Origin of the sequence: Gordonia jacobaea (genome assembly GCF_965344965.1) — a bacterium.
GTDB classification, from domain to species: domain Bacteria; phylum Actinomycetota; class Actinomycetes; order Mycobacteriales; family Mycobacteriaceae; genus Gordonia; species Gordonia jacobaea.
This window is the reverse complement of sequence record NZ_CBDRLS010000004.1, coordinates 68220-83379: the sequence shown is the minus strand read 5'-3', so window position 1 is coordinate 83379 and position 15160 is coordinate 68220. Positions and strand designations below refer to the sequence as shown.

The 15160-nt window shown below is 63.6% G+C and carries 20 protein-coding genes; 6 read left to right on the top strand and 14 right to left on the bottom strand.

Features of this window, described 5'->3' with window-relative positions; translation table 11 throughout:
• Nucleotides 1-12: 12 nt before the first annotated feature.
• Entirely contained in the window at nt 13-357 is a 345-nt protein-coding gene (locus tag ACRVY7_RS14450; RefSeq protein WP_431817568.1) for an iron chaperone, read from the top strand.
• 87 nt (nt 358-444) lie between these two features.
• Nucleotides 445-840: a phage holin family protein gene (locus tag ACRVY7_RS14445; RefSeq protein ID WP_049698881.1), complete on the top strand. Its 396-nt coding sequence runs from the start codon at nt 445-447 to the stop codon at nt 838-840.
• A gap of 67 nt (nt 841-907) precedes the next feature.
• On the opposite strand, the gene ACRVY7_RS14440 is transcribed toward ACRVY7_RS14445, so the two are convergent.
• Entirely contained in the window at nt 908-1765 is an 858-nt protein-coding gene (locus ACRVY7_RS14440) for an LLM class F420-dependent oxidoreductase (protein WP_431817567.1), read from the bottom strand.
• A gap of 129 nt (nt 1766-1894) precedes the next feature.
• On the opposite strand from ACRVY7_RS14440, the gene dtd reads away from it, so the two are divergent.
• The 4 genes from dtd to ACRVY7_RS14420 are packed head-to-tail and all read left to right on the top strand — an operon-like array spanning nt 1895 to nt 4600.
• Nucleotides 1895-2344 carry a D-aminoacyl-tRNA deacylase gene (gene dtd, locus ACRVY7_RS14435; RefSeq protein WP_064870748.1) on the top strand — a complete coding sequence of 150 codons (450 nt, stop codon included), beginning with the start codon at nt 1895-1897 and terminating at the stop codon, nt 2342-2344.
• 53 nt (nt 2345-2397) lie between these two features.
• Nucleotides 2398-3285, top strand: a complete 888-nt coding sequence (gene fdhD, locus ACRVY7_RS14430; RefSeq protein ID WP_431817566.1) for a formate dehydrogenase accessory sulfurtransferase FdhD — start codon at nt 2398-2400, stop codon at nt 3283-3285.
• On the top strand, nt 3282-3455 hold the full coding sequence (locus ACRVY7_RS14425; RefSeq protein ID WP_064870713.1) for a DUF1059 domain-containing protein: 174 nt from the start codon (nt 3282-3284) through the stop codon (nt 3453-3455). Before fdhD ends, ACRVY7_RS14425 begins: the two co-directional genes overlap by 4 nt.
• Complete coding sequence (locus tag ACRVY7_RS14420; protein WP_431817565.1) at nt 3452-4600, top strand: EAL domain-containing protein; 1149 nt, start codon at nt 3452-3454, stop codon at nt 4598-4600. Before ACRVY7_RS14425 ends, ACRVY7_RS14420 begins: the two co-directional genes overlap by 4 nt.
• 13 nt (nt 4601-4613) lie before the next feature.
• On the opposite strand, the gene ACRVY7_RS14415 is transcribed toward ACRVY7_RS14420, so the two are convergent.
• The 13 genes from ACRVY7_RS14415 to rpsH form a co-directional block, all read right to left on the bottom strand.
• Complete coding sequence (locus tag ACRVY7_RS14415; protein ID WP_431817564.1) at nt 4614-5681, bottom strand: ABC transporter ATP-binding protein; 1068 nt, start codon at nt 5679-5681, stop codon at nt 4614-4616.
• A gap of 69 nt (nt 5682-5750) precedes the next feature.
• Entirely contained in the window at nt 5751-7067 is a 1317-nt protein-coding gene (locus tag ACRVY7_RS14410; RefSeq protein WP_431817563.1) for an ABC transporter substrate-binding protein, read from the bottom strand.
• A gap of 231 nt (nt 7068-7298) precedes the next feature.
• Nucleotides 7299-8219 (bottom strand): carbohydrate ABC transporter permease, encoded by a 921-nt coding sequence (locus tag ACRVY7_RS14405; RefSeq protein WP_431817562.1) that lies wholly within the window; start codon nt 8217-8219, stop codon nt 7299-7301.
• The gene (locus ACRVY7_RS14400) at nt 8216-9130 is read right to left on the bottom strand and encodes a carbohydrate ABC transporter permease (RefSeq protein ID WP_197494630.1); all 915 of its coding nucleotides are present in this window, start codon (nt 9128-9130) and stop codon (nt 8216-8218) included. The genes ACRVY7_RS14405 and ACRVY7_RS14400 overlap by 4 nt, the downstream gene beginning before the upstream one ends.
• Before the next feature lie 224 nt (nt 9131-9354).
• Complete coding sequence (gene map / locus ACRVY7_RS14395) at nt 9355-10149, bottom strand: type I methionyl aminopeptidase (protein WP_431817561.1); 795 nt, start codon at nt 10147-10149, stop codon at nt 9355-9357.
• A 14-nt stretch (nt 10150-10163) separates the two neighbouring features.
• Nucleotides 10164-10718, bottom strand: a complete 555-nt coding sequence (locus ACRVY7_RS14390; RefSeq protein ID WP_431817560.1) for an adenylate kinase — start codon at nt 10716-10718, stop codon at nt 10164-10166.
• Entirely contained in the window at nt 10715-12034 is a 1320-nt protein-coding gene (secY, locus tag ACRVY7_RS14385) for a preprotein translocase subunit SecY (protein ID WP_049698875.1), read from the bottom strand. Before secY ends, ACRVY7_RS14390 begins: the two co-directional genes overlap by 4 nt.
• 300 nt (nt 12035-12334) lie before the next feature.
• Nucleotides 12335-12775 (bottom strand): 50S ribosomal protein L15, encoded by a 441-nt coding sequence (rplO, locus tag ACRVY7_RS14380; protein ID WP_431817559.1) that lies wholly within the window; start codon nt 12773-12775, stop codon nt 12335-12337.
• Between the two features lie 5 nt (nt 12776-12780).
• Nucleotides 12781-12960, bottom strand: coding sequence for a 50S ribosomal protein L30 (gene rpmD / locus ACRVY7_RS14375; protein WP_005208385.1), 180 nt, complete (start codon nt 12958-12960; stop codon nt 12781-12783).
• A 3-nt stretch (nt 12961-12963) separates the two neighbouring features.
• Nucleotides 12964-13605, bottom strand: a complete 642-nt coding sequence (gene rpsE, locus ACRVY7_RS14370; RefSeq protein WP_005170418.1) for a 30S ribosomal protein S5 — start codon at nt 13603-13605, stop codon at nt 12964-12966.
• Nucleotides 13606-13654: 49 nt separating this feature from the next.
• Complete coding sequence (rplR, locus tag ACRVY7_RS14365) at nt 13655-14059, bottom strand: 50S ribosomal protein L18 (protein WP_049698873.1); 405 nt, start codon at nt 14057-14059, stop codon at nt 13655-13657.
• A gap of 3 nt (nt 14060-14062) precedes the next feature.
• Nucleotides 14063-14599 (bottom strand): 50S ribosomal protein L6, encoded by a 537-nt coding sequence (gene rplF, locus ACRVY7_RS14360; protein ID WP_005208387.1) that lies wholly within the window; start codon nt 14597-14599, stop codon nt 14063-14065.
• Between the two features lie 15 nt (nt 14600-14614).
• Nucleotides 14615-15013 (bottom strand): 30S ribosomal protein S8, encoded by a 399-nt coding sequence (rpsH, locus tag ACRVY7_RS14355; protein ID WP_005170410.1) that lies wholly within the window; start codon nt 15011-15013, stop codon nt 14615-14617.
• Nucleotides 15014-15160: the final 147 nt, after the last annotated feature.

The following is a 15160-nucleotide window of genomic DNA, read 5'->3' as shown; positions in this document are numbered from 1 at the left end:
TCACGCTGAGGCATGGGCACCATCGACGACTATCTGGCCGAACTCGACGACGACACCGACCGCGCAGTGATCGAGCACATCTACGCAACCGCCCGCGAGGTCGTCCCCGACGCCGAGCAGGGCAAGGGCTACGGCATGCCGGCCCTGACCTACCACGGCAAACCATTGCTGTCGGTGATGCGGGCCAAGAAGCACATCGGCATCTATCCGTTCAGCCCGGAAGCGGTCTCGGCAGCGGCCCCGCAACTCGAGGGCTTCGACATGGACAAGGGCACCATACGGTTCCAACCGTCTGATCCCCCATCCGACGACGCCATCCGCGCCCTCGTCACCGCACGCCGCGATCAGATCGGGTGAGCCGAAGGGGCATCCCCCACCAGTGGTGCACCACAGATCCGCTCTACACCGCGCGCCAACCTGTCCGAATTTGGCAAGATCTTGTACATGCGTGCATTTCTGCTCCAGTCGGCGCTCTCGGGCGTCGCACTCTGGGTCGCCACTCTGATCGTGCCCGGCCTGAGCTTCCAGTTCCCCGACAACGCGTCGGGCTGGGAGAAATTCGGGATCGTGGTGCTCGTCGCCCTGATCTTCGGTGTGGTGAACGCCTTCATCAAGCCGATTGTGCAGCTCTTCTCGATACCGCTCTACATCCTCACCCTCGGTCTGATCCACATCGTGATCAATGCGTTCATGCTCCAGATCACCTCGTGGATCACGCACAACACAACGCACTGGGGTCTGCAGGTCGACAGCTTCTTCTGGGCAGCGATCCTCGGTGCGCTGGTGATCTCGATCGTCAGCTGGCTGATTTCAATGGTGCTCAAGGAGCCGGTGCGGTAGCTGACCGCGTGGCCCAGCGTGTCGTCGAGCCTCTCCGGCACCGGGCAGGTGATCGTCGCGCGTACTGCTACGCCGAGATAATCGCGGCGAGTTGTTCGACGGGCGTCTCCGAACCGAGCACCTGGATCGTCACATGATTGGCACCCGCCGCAAGATGCTCGTCGAGTCGAGCCTTCACCTGCGCTGGGGTGCCATGCGCGACGAGGGCGTCGATCAACGCGTCACTGCCCCCGTTGGCGATGTCCTCATCGGTGTATCCGAGGCGCTTGAGGTTCCTGGTGTAGTTGCTCAGATGCAGGTACGGCTGATCGACGGGTGGGCGACCCACGGCACGTGCCTCGTCGGCGTCCTCGGTCAGCACCACCTTGTGCTCGGGAGCGAGCAGGGCGTCGGGTCCGAGGATCTTCCTGGCCTCGGCGGTGTGCTCGGGAGTGGTCAGGTAGGGATGGGCGCCCAGTGACCGCTCGGCCGACATCCGCAGCATGCGCGGACCGAGTGCGGCGAGCAGTCGACGGTTGGGCGGAACCTGCTTGCCGTCGAGAGCGTCGAGGTAGCGTCCGACAGCCTTGAACGGCGTCGTGTACTCCGACGTCGCCTCCGGATGCCCGGCACCGACTCCGAGGTAGAAGCGGCCGGGGAAGTCGCGTTCGAGTGCGTGGAACTCACCGGCGATCACGTACGGGACGGAATTCCAGATGTTCACGATGCCGGTGGCGACGGTGATGTGTTCTGTCGCCTCGAGGATCGTGCGGATGGGGTGCAGATTCTTGGGCGATCCACCGAGCCAGATGGTCCCGTATCCGAGCTCTTCGATCTGGCGGGCCTCGTCTGGCGAGAACTGCTTGAACCAACCCCACGCGCCGTAGGTGCCGAACTTGGCGATGTGTTCTGCCTTGGTCTGCGCTGCCTTGGATGAAGCGGTCATGTTCACAGCGAACCTCATCTCCGCTCGCCGGTATTCCGACGCGTCGAAGTCGTCACCAGATCTTCATCTGATGTCCGACGTACTCGCCCACCAGCGGGTGGGTGCGGCCGATCTGTGATGCTGGTCGGCATGCGCGCAGTGATCCAACGAGCAAGTCAGGCGAAGGTGACCGTCGACGGCGAGACGGTCGGTGAACTCGACATCGCGCCCGGCGGCTTCGGTCTCGTCGCGCTCGTCGGGGTCACCCACGACGACACTCCGGCACACGCGACGAAGCTCGCCGACAAGATCTGGCGGCTTCGCATTCTCGACGGTCCGGACGGACGCGAGAGCTCCGCCGCCGACCTCGACGCTCCGATCCTCGTGATCAGCCAGTTCACCTTGTACGCCAACACCGCCAAGGGTCGACGCCCCTCGTGGAACGCCGCGGCACCCGGCCCGGTCGCCGAACCGCTCGTCGACGCCGTGGTCGCGGAACTGCGTGCAGCCGGAGCGACTGTCGCGACGGGTCGTTTCGGCGCGCACATGGAGGTGTCGCTGGTCAACGACGGCCCGGTGACGCTCGTTCTCGACGTCTGAGGGAGCCGCTGATCGGGTGGGCGAGTCGCCGACCACCCGATACCGTGGTTTACATGGGCCGGATCACAGCACGACGTCGCGTTACTCGCGTCCGTCGCGGTGCGCAGGCAACAACGCGCGTCGACGTGCTGGCCGTCGAGGAGCCGTTGGAGATGCGAGTCAACGGCGAACGGCTCGCGGTCACGATGCGGACCCCGGGACACGACGTCGAACTCGCGTCGGGATTCCTCGTCTCCGAGGGCGTGCTGGTTCGAGCGGAGGACCTCGCCACGGCCCGCTACTGTGCCGGCGCCGGGAGCGATGCGTTGAACTCGTACAACGTGCTCGACGTTGCGCTTGCGCCTGGCGTCGCGTCGCCCGATTCGTCTCTGTCGCGCGACTTCACCATTTCGAGTGCCTGCGGGGTCTGCGGCAAGGACAGCATCGAATCCGTCACGACGCGTTCGCGTTTCGACGTCTCCGACGACCCGCTGATGGTCGACGCCGACGCCGTGCTCGATCTCCCCGGCCGCCTTCGCGAACACCAGAAGGTCTTCGCGAAGACCGGCGGGTTGCACGCGGCGGCGTTGTTCGACGGTCGCACCGGTGAGCTGCGTGTGATCCGCGAGGATGTCGGGCGCCACAATGCCGTCGACAAGGTCATCGGGTGGGCGCTGGCCCACGATCTGCTCCCCCTGCGCGGCCAGATCCTCCAGGTGTCCGGGCGTGCAAGCTTCGAACTGGTGCAGAAGGCGATCATGGCAGGCATTCCGATGTTGTCGGCGGTCTCGGCGCCGTCGTCGCTGGCCGCCGACCTTGCCGAGCAGCAGGGACTGACCCTTGCCGGGTTTGTTCGGGGCGAGTCGATGGTCCTCTACAGCCGTGCCGATCGCGTCTCGTGTAACGACGCGGACTCCCATGAAGAATTCTCAATTGCGACCAATCAGAAAGGGACGTCATGAAGAGCTTCTGGTGTGGTGCGGTCATTCCGAATTGCGAGGCAACATTCGAGGCGGCAACCGAGGACGAAATTCTCGACCGTGTCGCCGCGCATGCCGCCGACGATCACGGGCTCGATGAGCTGTCCCCGACAACAGTCGCTCGTGTCCGTGAAGTGATTGTTGATCAATGAGTTCCTCCGACCGCGCCAACACACAGTCTTTGGGGGCGCGAGTCGAGTCGGAGCTAGAGCGTGAAGTGGATGCTCTGATCCATTCGGCTCAGGCCCCGACGGTGGTATTCCAGCCAATCGCCCATCTACCGCAGTTGAGGGTCGTCGGCTACGAAGCTCTGAGCAGGTTCTCGGCGCAACCGCGTGTCAGCCCCGATCAGTGGTTTGCGGCGGCTGCCCGCATCGGACGAGAGGCCGACCTCAGTGCACTCGTCCTCGAAAAGGCACTGTCGACACGGGCCTCGCTGCCGCGTCGGACTTTTCTGACGGTGAACATCTCCCCCGAGGTGTTGCTCTCCAATGCCATACAGACATTGCTGGAGGTCGGCCCGCTCGACCGGATGGTATTCGAGCTCACCGAGCACGCCATTGTCACCGACTACGACCAGGTTGCTGCTGCTATCGCGAGAGTGCGCGAGCTCGGCGGATTCGTCGCTGTCGACGACGCAGGCGCGGGATACGCGAGCATGCACCACATCCTGACGTTGCACCCCGATTTCGTGAAGCTCGACGGTTCGCTCGTGGCAGACCTGCACCGCGATCCGGCGAAATCGGCGCTCGTCGAAATGTTCGGCGAGTTCACCAGCAGAATCGACGCCTGGTTGATCGCCGAGGGTATCGAGTCATCTGATGACCTCCATCGGTTGCGCCAGCTCGGGGTGCCGCTCGGACAGGGATACCTGCTGGGAAGACCGGCAGAGGCGATGACTGGAATCGATCCGCTGCTCAAGACGCGGACGCGCGATCTGTGCGAATCGAGAGAGACCGTGGCGCCCTTCATCGAAGCGGGCCAGACGGCATCCGCCGACTCCGACGATTCCGTGTTGCGGACGATCTTCGACGCCAACCCGGAGGTCGCGGCGATCGCTCTGCTCGACGCAAGCGGGCGCCCGATCCATCTCGCGGCCAGGTGCGGTGAGCGAGATGTCGCTCGGCACAACACAATGCGCGTCAATCGTGCCGCCGATCGACGAGAAGTGTTGCGACGTGCCATGACCCGGCCGAGGCACACGCGGTTCGACCCGCTCGTGTGCTGCGACGAGAACGGTCAGTACATAGGCATGGTGCCCATCGACGCACTGATCTCGTCGCTCGCTGCCCGCTGAGGCAGTCGACAATTCACAGACGAATACCCGAATCCCCGTCGAACCAGTGCAATTCGCCTGCATCCGGGATCAGGCCGAGCGATTCACCGACCTTGAACTCATGCCTGTGGTCGGCACGGACGACGATCCGTCCGTCTCGAACGGCGACGTCGGCCGAGCAGTAGACGAACTGCTCGGACCCCAGTTCCTCGACCAATTCGATACGCGCCGTTAGTGAACCAAGGGTCCCCGGACCCGTGACCTGCCACGATTCAGCGCGCAGCCCGACGACCAACCGCTGTGGCGCTGAACGGGGAACGGCGATCTCGGCGTCGCCGAGATGCGCACGGCCGGCATCGATGTCGACGTCGATCAGACACATCTGAGGCGAGCCCATGAACCCGGCGACGAAGGTGTTTGCCGGGCGCGCGTAGATTTCGCGCGGGCTACCCACCTGTTGCAGAACACCTTTGCGGAGCACCGCGACACGATCGCCCATCGTCATGGCCTCGACCTGATCATGCGTGACGTAGAGCGTCGTCGTACCCAATTCACGCTGTAGTGCGGCGATCTGCGCGCGGGTGCTCACACGCAGCTTGGCGTCGAGGTTCGACAGCGGCTCGTCCATGCAGAAGACCTTGGGACGCCGAACAATTGCTCGTCCCATCGCCACTCGCTGACGCTGGCCGCCGGACAGTTTCGACGGTTTGCGGTCGAGCAGCTCCTCGAGTTCGAGCATCGCGGCGACCTCGGACACGCGGGTTGCCGTGTCATTCTTCGACATTCCGGCGTTGCGTAGAGCGAATCCCATGTTCTGCGCGACCGTCATGTTGGGGTACAGCGCGTAGTTCTGGAACACCATTGCCACATCACGGGATTTGGGTTCGAGACCGATGACGTCCTGTCCGTCGATGCTGATGGAACCCGCTTCCACCGACTCGAGGCCGGCCAGCATACGAAGCGTCGTCGACTTGCCGCATCCCGACGGCCCGACGAGCACCATGAACTCTCCGTCTGCCACCTCGAGGTCGAGATGGTCGACGGCGGGCGACGCGTCAGGACTGAACTGACGCGTCGCCCCGTCGAATGTCACTACCGCCACGTCACGCTCCCACTGCGTCGATAGCGGCCGAGTCTCTATTGGCGTGGCCGATACCGATTGTGCTACTCATCATTTCGGCAACTTCGGCTTGATCTGGGTGTCGTAGATCTGTTGGATCTGCTTGTTCACATCGGCCATGGTGTCGTTGACGTCAGCGTTCTGCAGGCCGATCTTCTCGTAGCCCGTACCGATGATCTTGTCGCCGCCGGGCACGAAGACGCGAGCGTAGTTCTGCGGCTTGGTCTTCGGCAACTGGTCGATCGCCGTCTTGAAGTTGGGATTCTTGTCGAGGAAGGCCACCATCGACGGGTCGTTCAGCGCCGACTTCCGGACCGGCATGTACCCGACGTTCTGCGAGAAGTACGCCGTGTTGTCGGTGTCGGTGATGAAGTTGATGAACTTGAGCGCGTTGACCTTTCGCGCGTCCGAGATTCGCGCCGGAATCGCAAGGCCCGCACCTCCCGTCGGGCAACCAACCGTCCCGTCGGGCGCAGGTAGGAATGCTGTGCCGAAGTTGAACTTGGCATTCTTGGTGATTCCCGACAGGTCGCCGGTCGACGCCACCGTGGAGGCGATGATGCCGGCGCTGAAATCGCCTGCGATGTCGTTGGATATCTTCGCGTAGCGCTTGGTGTTGATCGACTCACTCAGATAGTTGGCGGCGGCGATCGTCTTGGGATCGGTGAACTTCAGATCCCACTCGTCGGAGTAGGCACCACCGAAAGTCCACGTGGGACCCTGGAACGTCCAGCCAAGGTAGTCGACGGCATTGCCCCAGCCGTGCGCCTGCTTACCGCTACCGACGACACCCTGGATGCGCGGACCCCACTCGTCGAACTCCTGCCAGCTCTGCGGCCCGCGAGCAGGCAGTCCCGCCTGCTTCCAGACGTCGGCGTTGTAGTAGAACAGCGGTGTCGACCTCGCGTATGGCAGTGCCCACGTCTTGTTGTTCCACTTGTAGTCGCCCACAAGCGAATCGACGTAGTCGGAGGTGTTGACGTCCGCCTTGCCGAACAGGTCGTCGAGCGGCGCGATCGCACCGATGAGTGCGAAGTTGAACCACCACACGTCAGACAGGATGATGATGTCCGGCAGCGACCCGCCCGAGAGCGCGGCGTTGAACTTCTGCGCCGCTTCCTCGTAGTTCTTTCCTGCGTCGACCAGTTGGACCTTGATACCCGGATTGGCCTTCTCGAAGCGGGAGATCAACTCCTTTTCGACCGCCGTCGACTTGCCCGGGTGGTTCGACCAGAAGGTCAGGTTGTTGGCGTCACCCCCGTCGTCGGACCCCTCTGAACTCCCCGACCCGGCGCAGGCCGACACCGCCAGGCCTGCCGCCAACGTGACACCGGCCGCGAGAAAACCGCGGCGAGACAACTCGTGCATTCGTGTGCTCCTGTTCCCCACTGTTTGTCGTTCTCTGTCTGTCGCGCAGGTGGTTTCGACACCCCCGCTGATCGAGCCCTATCCGCTGATCGAGCTCCCCTTCGCTGATCGAGCCGTCCCCACCGCTGATCGAGCCGACCCCGCTGATCGAGCCTGTCGAGATCACCCACCCGCCGATCGAGCCGTCCCCACCGCTGATCGAGCTTCCACCGCTGATCGAGCCTGTCGAGATCACCCCTTCACCGCCCCGGAGGTCAGGCCCTTGATCATGTGGCGCTGCAGGAGCAGGAAGACGACGAGCATCGGCAGCATGGCGAGGACCGTCGCGGCCATCACCGGCCCCCAGTTGGTCAGGCCGTCGTTGTTCTGCAACTGCGTCAACCCGACGGGCAGCGTCGCGACGGTGTAGTCGTCGGCCATCAGGAACGGCCAGAGGTATTCGTTCCACTCGTTGACGAGCGTGATGAGTGCGAAGGCAACCATCGTCGGGATCGACAGCGGCATCACCACACGGGTCAGTAGCCGGAAGTGACCGGCGCCGTCCATGCGTGCGGCTTCGATGATCTCCTGGGGTATCGACAGAAAGTGGTTGCGCATCAGGAACGTTCCGAATGCGACGCCCGCAAGCGGCAGGATGATGCCGAGGAACGTATTGCGCAGCCCGAGTTGTGCAATGAATGCGTAGTTGGTGATCGACGTGATCTGATTCGGCACCATCAGCGCGGCGATGATCACGATGAACACCAGGTTCTTGAACGGAAACCGCAGGAACACAAGCCCGTACGCGCTCAGCACCCCGAGCGCGAACTTCACGACGCCCAGGATCGAGGTCACGATCACCGAGTTCCGCATGAAGTCCCAGAACGGAACCGACGTCGTCGCCTCGCTGTAGTTCTCCGGGTGCCACACAGACGGCCACCACACGGCGGGCTGCACGTAGATCTCGGATCGATCCTTGAACGACGCCAACAGGATCCACACGAGCGGTAGCGCCACCAGGAGCACGACGACGACCATCGCGAGGTAACCGAACACCGTGGCAACGCGTTTGCGCCGCGCGTACGCCTTTGCACGCTGGTCGGGGCCGGCGGGACTTGTCGTCGACGCCACATCACCCGACGTCGTCGACTCCGTCATCACGATCTCGCTCATGCCTGCGACCGATCCATCACTCGTACCTGCACAACGGTGACGACGAGCAGCACGACGAACATGATCGTCGCAACCGTCGCTCCGTAGCCGGCGCGGAAGTTGCGGAACGTCTCCTCATAGACCTGGTAGACCATCGTCGTGGTGCCGTTGCCGAGCGGGCCTCCGCGGGTCATCACGTTGATGATGTCGAAGACCTGTAATGAGTTGAGCAGCACGGTGATCGAGAGGAAGAACGTCGTCGGACGAAGCTGTGGCAGCAGAACACGACGGAAGTAGGTGAAGCGGCTGGCCCCGTCGATTGCTGCCGCCTCGTCGAGGTCGATTCGCTTCCCCTGCAACGCGGCAAGGTAGATCACGAACGCATAGCCCAGGTTCTTCCACACGTAGGTCACGGTGACCATGAACAGAGCCCAGTGCGGTTGCTGGTAGAAGTCCGGTGCCGACCCGAGGTGCAGCCGGTGCATCAGGTCGTTGATCAAGCCGAAGCTCGGATCGAATACGAACTGAAACGCGATACCCACCGCAGCACCGGAGAGTACGAACGGCGCAAACACGATGGATCGCACCAGGTTTCGGCCACGCAGCTTGCGGTCGAGCAACAGAGCCAACGCGAGTCCCAGCGCCATACTGCCCGCCACTGCCACAACGGTGAAGACCACGGTGTTGACGACGATGGTCCAGGTGTCGGCGCGCGTGAACCATTCCGTGTAGTTCGAGAACCCGATGAAGTCGGCGCCGGGCGACGAAATGTTCCAGTCGTAGAACGACATTCGGATGTTCTCGATGAGCGGGCGATACGTGAACACTCCGAGCAGCACCAGATTGGGCGCTACGAGCGCGATGAACAGCGCGTAGCTACGCCACGACCGGGCGCGCGACGACGGAAGCACCCGCTCGTTGACTGACGACACCCGGGCAGTATTCAGCCCCGATCTTACGGATTGCGAACGAGATGATTGCCCGTCGACGTCCGGAAGGTGTCGCGTGGACCACGTCACATGAATTGGCCGTGAACACGACCGAACCGAGAGCTACTTGCGGTTGCCCACAGGCGCGGAAACCGCGCGCCTGGGCAACCGGAAAGAATGGGCAACCGGAAAGAATGGGCGACGCAAGAACGGGCCGGCCGAAAGAGTCAGGCGGGGCGCTGCGTCAGAATGCGCGGACCGTCGGCAGTAACCGCGACGGTGTGCTCCCAGTGGGCGGCGCGCGAGCCGTCGTCGGTGACGACGGTCCAGCCGTCGGGAAGTTCGGTGGTGTCGGTGGTACCGAGCGTGAGCATGGGCTCGATCGCCAGCGTCGAGCCGATCACCAACAACGGACCGTGGCCGGGATCGCCCTCGTTCGGCAGGAACGGATCGAGGTGCATCTCGCGCCCGATGCCGTGGCCGCCGTAACCGTCGACGATCCCGAAGCCGCGTCCAAAGGTCTTCTCCGCCTTGCGTGTTCCGGTCTCGATGGCGTACGAGATGTCGGTGAGGCGCGCGCCGTCGACCATTGCGGCGATGCCCGCCTCCATCGACAGCCGTGTCGCGTCCGATAGGTCCTGGTCGGCCTGCGAGAGTTCGCCAACCCCGAAGGTCCACGCGGAGTCGCCGTGCCAGCCGTCGAGAATGGCGCCGCAGTCGATCGAGACGAGATCTCCCTCGGCGAGTACAACGGTCGACGACGGGATTCCGTGCACCACAACGTCGTTCACGGAACTGCAGATCGAGCCGGTGAACCCGTGATAGCCCTTGAACGACGGGACCGCACCCGCGCCCCGGATCACAGACTCGGCCACCTCGTCGAGTTCGAGGGTGCTCACCCCGACCTTCGCGGCGTCTCGTACCGCGACGAGTGCTTGCCCCACAACGGCTCCCGCCGCAGCCATGGCGTCTAGCTCGCCAGGGCTGCGGAACGGAACACGTTTGGTCTTACGGAGCCTCATCGCGGATCGATACTCTAGGAGACCTTGACGCCGAGCGCGTTCAGCACTCGCTGGTGGACTTCGTCGACCTCGCCGACGGCGTCGACGGTCTTGACCTGGTCGCCGTAGTACTCGAGCAGCGGCGCGGTCTCTTTGTCGTACACCGCCATGCGGTTACGGATCACGTCTTCGGTGTCGTCGGCGCGGCCGCGCGCGAGCATGCGATCCACGACGACGTCGGGGTCGACGACGAACGAGACAACAGCGTCGAGCTCGGTGTCGAGGTCGGCGAGGATCGAGTTGAGCGCTTCGGCCTGCTCGATCGAGCGGGGGAAGCCGTCGAGGATGAAGCCCTTCGACGCGTCGGGCTCGCTGAGGCGTGCGCGGACCATGTCGACGGTGATCTCCGGCGGCACCAGGTCGCCGGCGTCGAGGTACTTCTTCGCCTCGATGCCGATCGCGGTGCCCTCAGAGATGTTGGCGCGGAACAGGTCGCCGGTGGAGATGTGCGGAATGCCAAGAGTTTCCGACAGCAGTTCTGCCTGAGTCCCTTTGCCAGCGCCGGGGGGGCCGAGAAAAACAAGTCTCACTTCAAGAATCCTTCGTACTTGCGTTGCATCAATTGACTGTTGATCTGCTTCACCGTGTCCAGACCCACGCCGACCATGATCAACACGGCCGTGCCCCCAAATGGCAGGTTCTGCACTCCCCCGCTGTTGCCGATCTCGAGGAAGAGGTTGGGCAGTACAGCGATGATACCCAGATAGATCGAGCCCGGGAGCGTGATGCGGCTCAGTACGTAGCCTAGGTAATCAGCCGTCGGCTGGCCGGGACGGATACCGGGGATGAATCCTCCGTACTTCTTCATGTCGTCGGCACGCTCTTCGGGATTGAAGGTGACGGCGACGTAGAAGTACGTGAAGAAGATGATCATGGCGAAGTAGACGAGGATGTACACCCAGCTACTCGGGTCGGCGAGATAGCGCGAGACCCACGACTGCCAGCCCGACTCGGTGCCGTCGGCACTCTTGGTGAGCTGCACGATCAACTGCGGCAGATACAACAGCGACGACGCGAAGATCACCGGGATGACGCCGGCCTGGTTGACCTTGAGCGGCAGATAGGTCGACGACCCGCCGTACATCTTCCGGCCGACCATCCGCTTGGCGTACTGCACCGGGATTCGACGCTGGCCCTGCTCGATGAAGACCACGCCCGCGATGATGATCAGCGCCGCGAGACACACGAGACCGAAGACCAGTCCGCCACGGCTGGTGAGGATCGCCCGACCCTCGGCGGGGATGCGAGCTGCGATGCCCGCGAAGATCAGCAGCGACATACCGTTGCCGATACCGCGCTCGGTGATCAGCTCACCGAACCACATGACGAGGCAGGCGCCTGCGGTCATGACAAGCACGATGATCGACAGACCGAAGATCGACTGATCGGTGAGAACGTTGCCGCACTCCTGCGGGAGCAGGGTGCCGCGGTCGGCGAGGGCGACGATGCCGGTCGACTGGAGCAGTGCCAGCGCCACGGTGAGGTAGCGGGTGTACTGCGTCATCTTGGCCTGACCGGACTGGCCCTCCTTACGGAGTTGCTCGAACCGCGGGATGACCACGGTGAGCAGCTGCACGATGATGCTGGCGGTGATGTAGGGCATGATGCCGATCGCGAACACCGAGAGCTGCAGAAGCGCTCCACCGGAGAACAGGTTGATCAGCGAGTAGACCTGGTTGCCGCCACCGCTGTTGATGCGATCGATGCACGCGTGCACGGTCTTGTAGTCGACGCCGGGCGACGGGACCGTCGCGCCGAGGCGATACAGCACGATGATGCCGATGACGAAGAGGATCTTCTTCCTCAGATCGGGCGTCCGAATGGCCGCGACGAGGGGGGAAAACACTAACTCCTCCTAGGAACGACCACGCTCGGGTTGTTCGGGGGCCAGACGGACCCCACCCCCACGTGCTCGGCAATCGACGTTGATCGGTGGTTGCGTTGTGCGGCAACCCCAGAAACTCTACCGGCAGCCACGGCCGGCACTTCTGCGGGACCGCACCACCTGAAGTTTTCGGAGCCCGCTCGCCCGACCCGGCGCGCGTTGTACGTGCACGCACACCCGATGAGCTCGACGAACCGGCCCGCTGGCACCACAGCGGACGGCAGAACAGTGCTGCCGTCCGCTGTGGTCAGAAACGAACTCTTACAGTTCAGTGATGCTGCCACCGGCAGCGGCGATCTTTTCCTTGGCCGACGCCGTGAACTTGTTCGCGGTCACGTTGACCGCGACGCTCAGCTCACCGTCGCCGAGGACCTTCACCAGCTGGTTCTTGCGAACCGCACCGGCAGCGACGAGCTCGTCGACGCCGATGGTGCCGCCCTGCGGGAACAGCTTGGCGATGTCGCCGACGTTGACGACCTGGTACTCGACCCGGTTGGGGTTGGTGAAGCCCTTGAGCTTCGGCAACCGCATGTGGATCGGCATCTGGCCGCCCTCGAACGCGGCAGGCACGTTCTTGCGTGCCTTGGTGCCCTTGGTGCCGCGACCGGCGGTCTTACCCTTGGACCCCTCACCGCGACCCACGCGGGTCTTATCGGTCTTCGCGCCCGGAGCGGGGCGAAGGTGATGGAGTTTGATGGTCATTGCTCTTAAACCTCTTCGACTGTCACGAGGTGTGCAACCACGTTGATCAAACCGCGGTTGATCGGGGTGTCCTCGCGGGTGACGGTCTGGCGGATGCCCCTGAGTCCAAGGGTCCGCAGGCTGTCACGCTGGTTGCTCTTGGCACCGATGGTGCCCTTCACCTGGGTGATCTTCAGCTGTGCCATGTCTTACACTCCCTGGCCTGCGCGCGCCCGGAGCATACCGGCCGGCGCCACATCTTCGATCGGCAGACCGCGACGTGCGGCGACCTCTTCGGGACGCTGCAGCATCTTCAGTGCGGCCACGGTCGCGTGGACCACGTTGATCGCGTTGTCGGAGCCGAGGCTCTTGGCGAGGACGTCGTGCACGCCTGCGCACTCGAGCACGGCACGCACAGCGCCACCGGCGATGACACCGGTACCGGGGCTTGCCGGACGCAGCATCACGACACCGGCAGCAGCCTCACCCTGAACCGGGTGGGTCACGGTGCCTGCGATCAGCGGAACGCGGAAGAAGTTCTTGCGAGCCTCTTCGACGCCCTTCTGGATCGCGGCCGGAACTTCCTTGGCCTTGCCGTAGCCGACACCGACCATGCCCTGGCCGTCGCCGACGACCACGAGAGCGGTGAAGGAGAACCGACGTCCACCCTTGACCACCTTGGAGACACGGTTGATGGTGACGACGCGCTCGAGCTGGTTGCGCTCCTGGTCACGATCGCGTCCGCGGTCGTTACGACGATCGCGGCCACCGCGGCGGTCGTTGCCGCCCTGGTTGTTGTTGTTGTCGTTACCGGCGGGTCCGTTTCCGCCGTCACGCTGACGTCCGGGCATCAGAGGTTCCCTCCGGTCATGTTGGTCTTGCTGTTGTTGCTGGTCATCATCAGAACTGCAGGCCTCCCTCACGGGCGGCGTCGGCGAGCGCGGCGATACGGCCGTGGTAGTTCTTGCCACCACGGTCGAACACGACGGCCTCGACACCTGCGGCCTTGGCGCGAGCGGCGATCAGTTCGCCGACGCGACGAGCCTGTGCCGACTTGTCGCCGCCGGCTGCACGCACGTCAGCCTCGATGGTCGACGCTGCTGCGAGGGTCTTGCCCGCGAGGTCGTCGATCAGCTGCACGTGGATGTGACGGCTGCTGCGCTTGACGGCCAGACGCGGACGCTGCGGCGTTCCGCTGACCTTCTTGCGAAGGCGGAAGTGACGATTTCCGGTCGCGGTGCGACGACGGGTCGACACGTCCTTGCCGATGGGCTTGCGGACAGTTTTGGTTGCTGTATCACTCATGGCTTACTTACCCGTCTTTCCGACCTTGCGACGGATCTGCTCACCCTCGTAGCGAATGCCCTTGCCCTTGTACGGGTCGGGACGACGCAGGCGGCGGATGTTCGCCGAGATCTGGCCGACTTGCTGCTTGTCGATACCCGACACCGAGAACTTGGTGGGCGACTCGACGGCAAAGGTGATGCCCTCGGGAGCCTCGATCGGCACGGGATGGCTGTAACCGAGCGCGAACTCGAGGTCGCGACCCTTGGCTGCGACGCGGTAGCCGACACCGAAGATTTCCATCTTCGTGGTGTAGCCCTTGGTCACGCCGTCGACCAGGTTGGCAACCAGCGAGCGGTTCAGACCGTGCAGTGCACGGTTACGACGCTCGTCGTTGGGGCGGGTCACCACGATGGTGTTGTCTTCCTGCGCCACCTGGATGGGGCTGGTGACAACGTGGCTCAGCTCGCCCTTGGGTCCCTTCACGGTGACCGTCTGTCCGTCGATGGAGACGGTGACGCCCGCGGGGATCTCGATCGGATTCTTACCGATACGCGACATTGTGCTTACCTCCCCTTACCAGACGTAGGCGAGGACTTCGCCGCCCACGCCCTGGTTGGCTGCCTGGCGATCGGTGAGCAAACCGGACGACGTGGAGATGATGGCCACGCCGAGGCCGCCCAGGACCTTGGGCAGGTTGGTGGACTTTGCGTACACCCGCAGGCCCGGCTTGGACACGCGGCGCAGTCCTGCGATGGAGCGCTCACGGCTGGGGCCGTACTTGAGGGAGACGACGAGGTTCTTGCCGACCTCCGCATCTTCGGTGCGGTAATCGGTGATGTAGCCCTCGCGCTTCAAGATCTCGGCGATGTTCACCTTGAGCTTCGACGACGGGAGGGTCACCTCGTCATGGAACGCCGAATTGGCGTTACGCAGACGTGTCAAGAAGTCTGCGATCGGGTCAGTCATGGTCATGGTTGACCGTCAACCTTTCTCGTAGCGGTTCCCATGCAGCGCCGATCGTCAGGATTTCTCCTGTGACCTGCGGTGGGCCTTCCACGAAGTGGATAGTGAATAGGTTCTCGCCGCCGGTGCCCTAGGCATTTCGCCAGCACCGGAGAC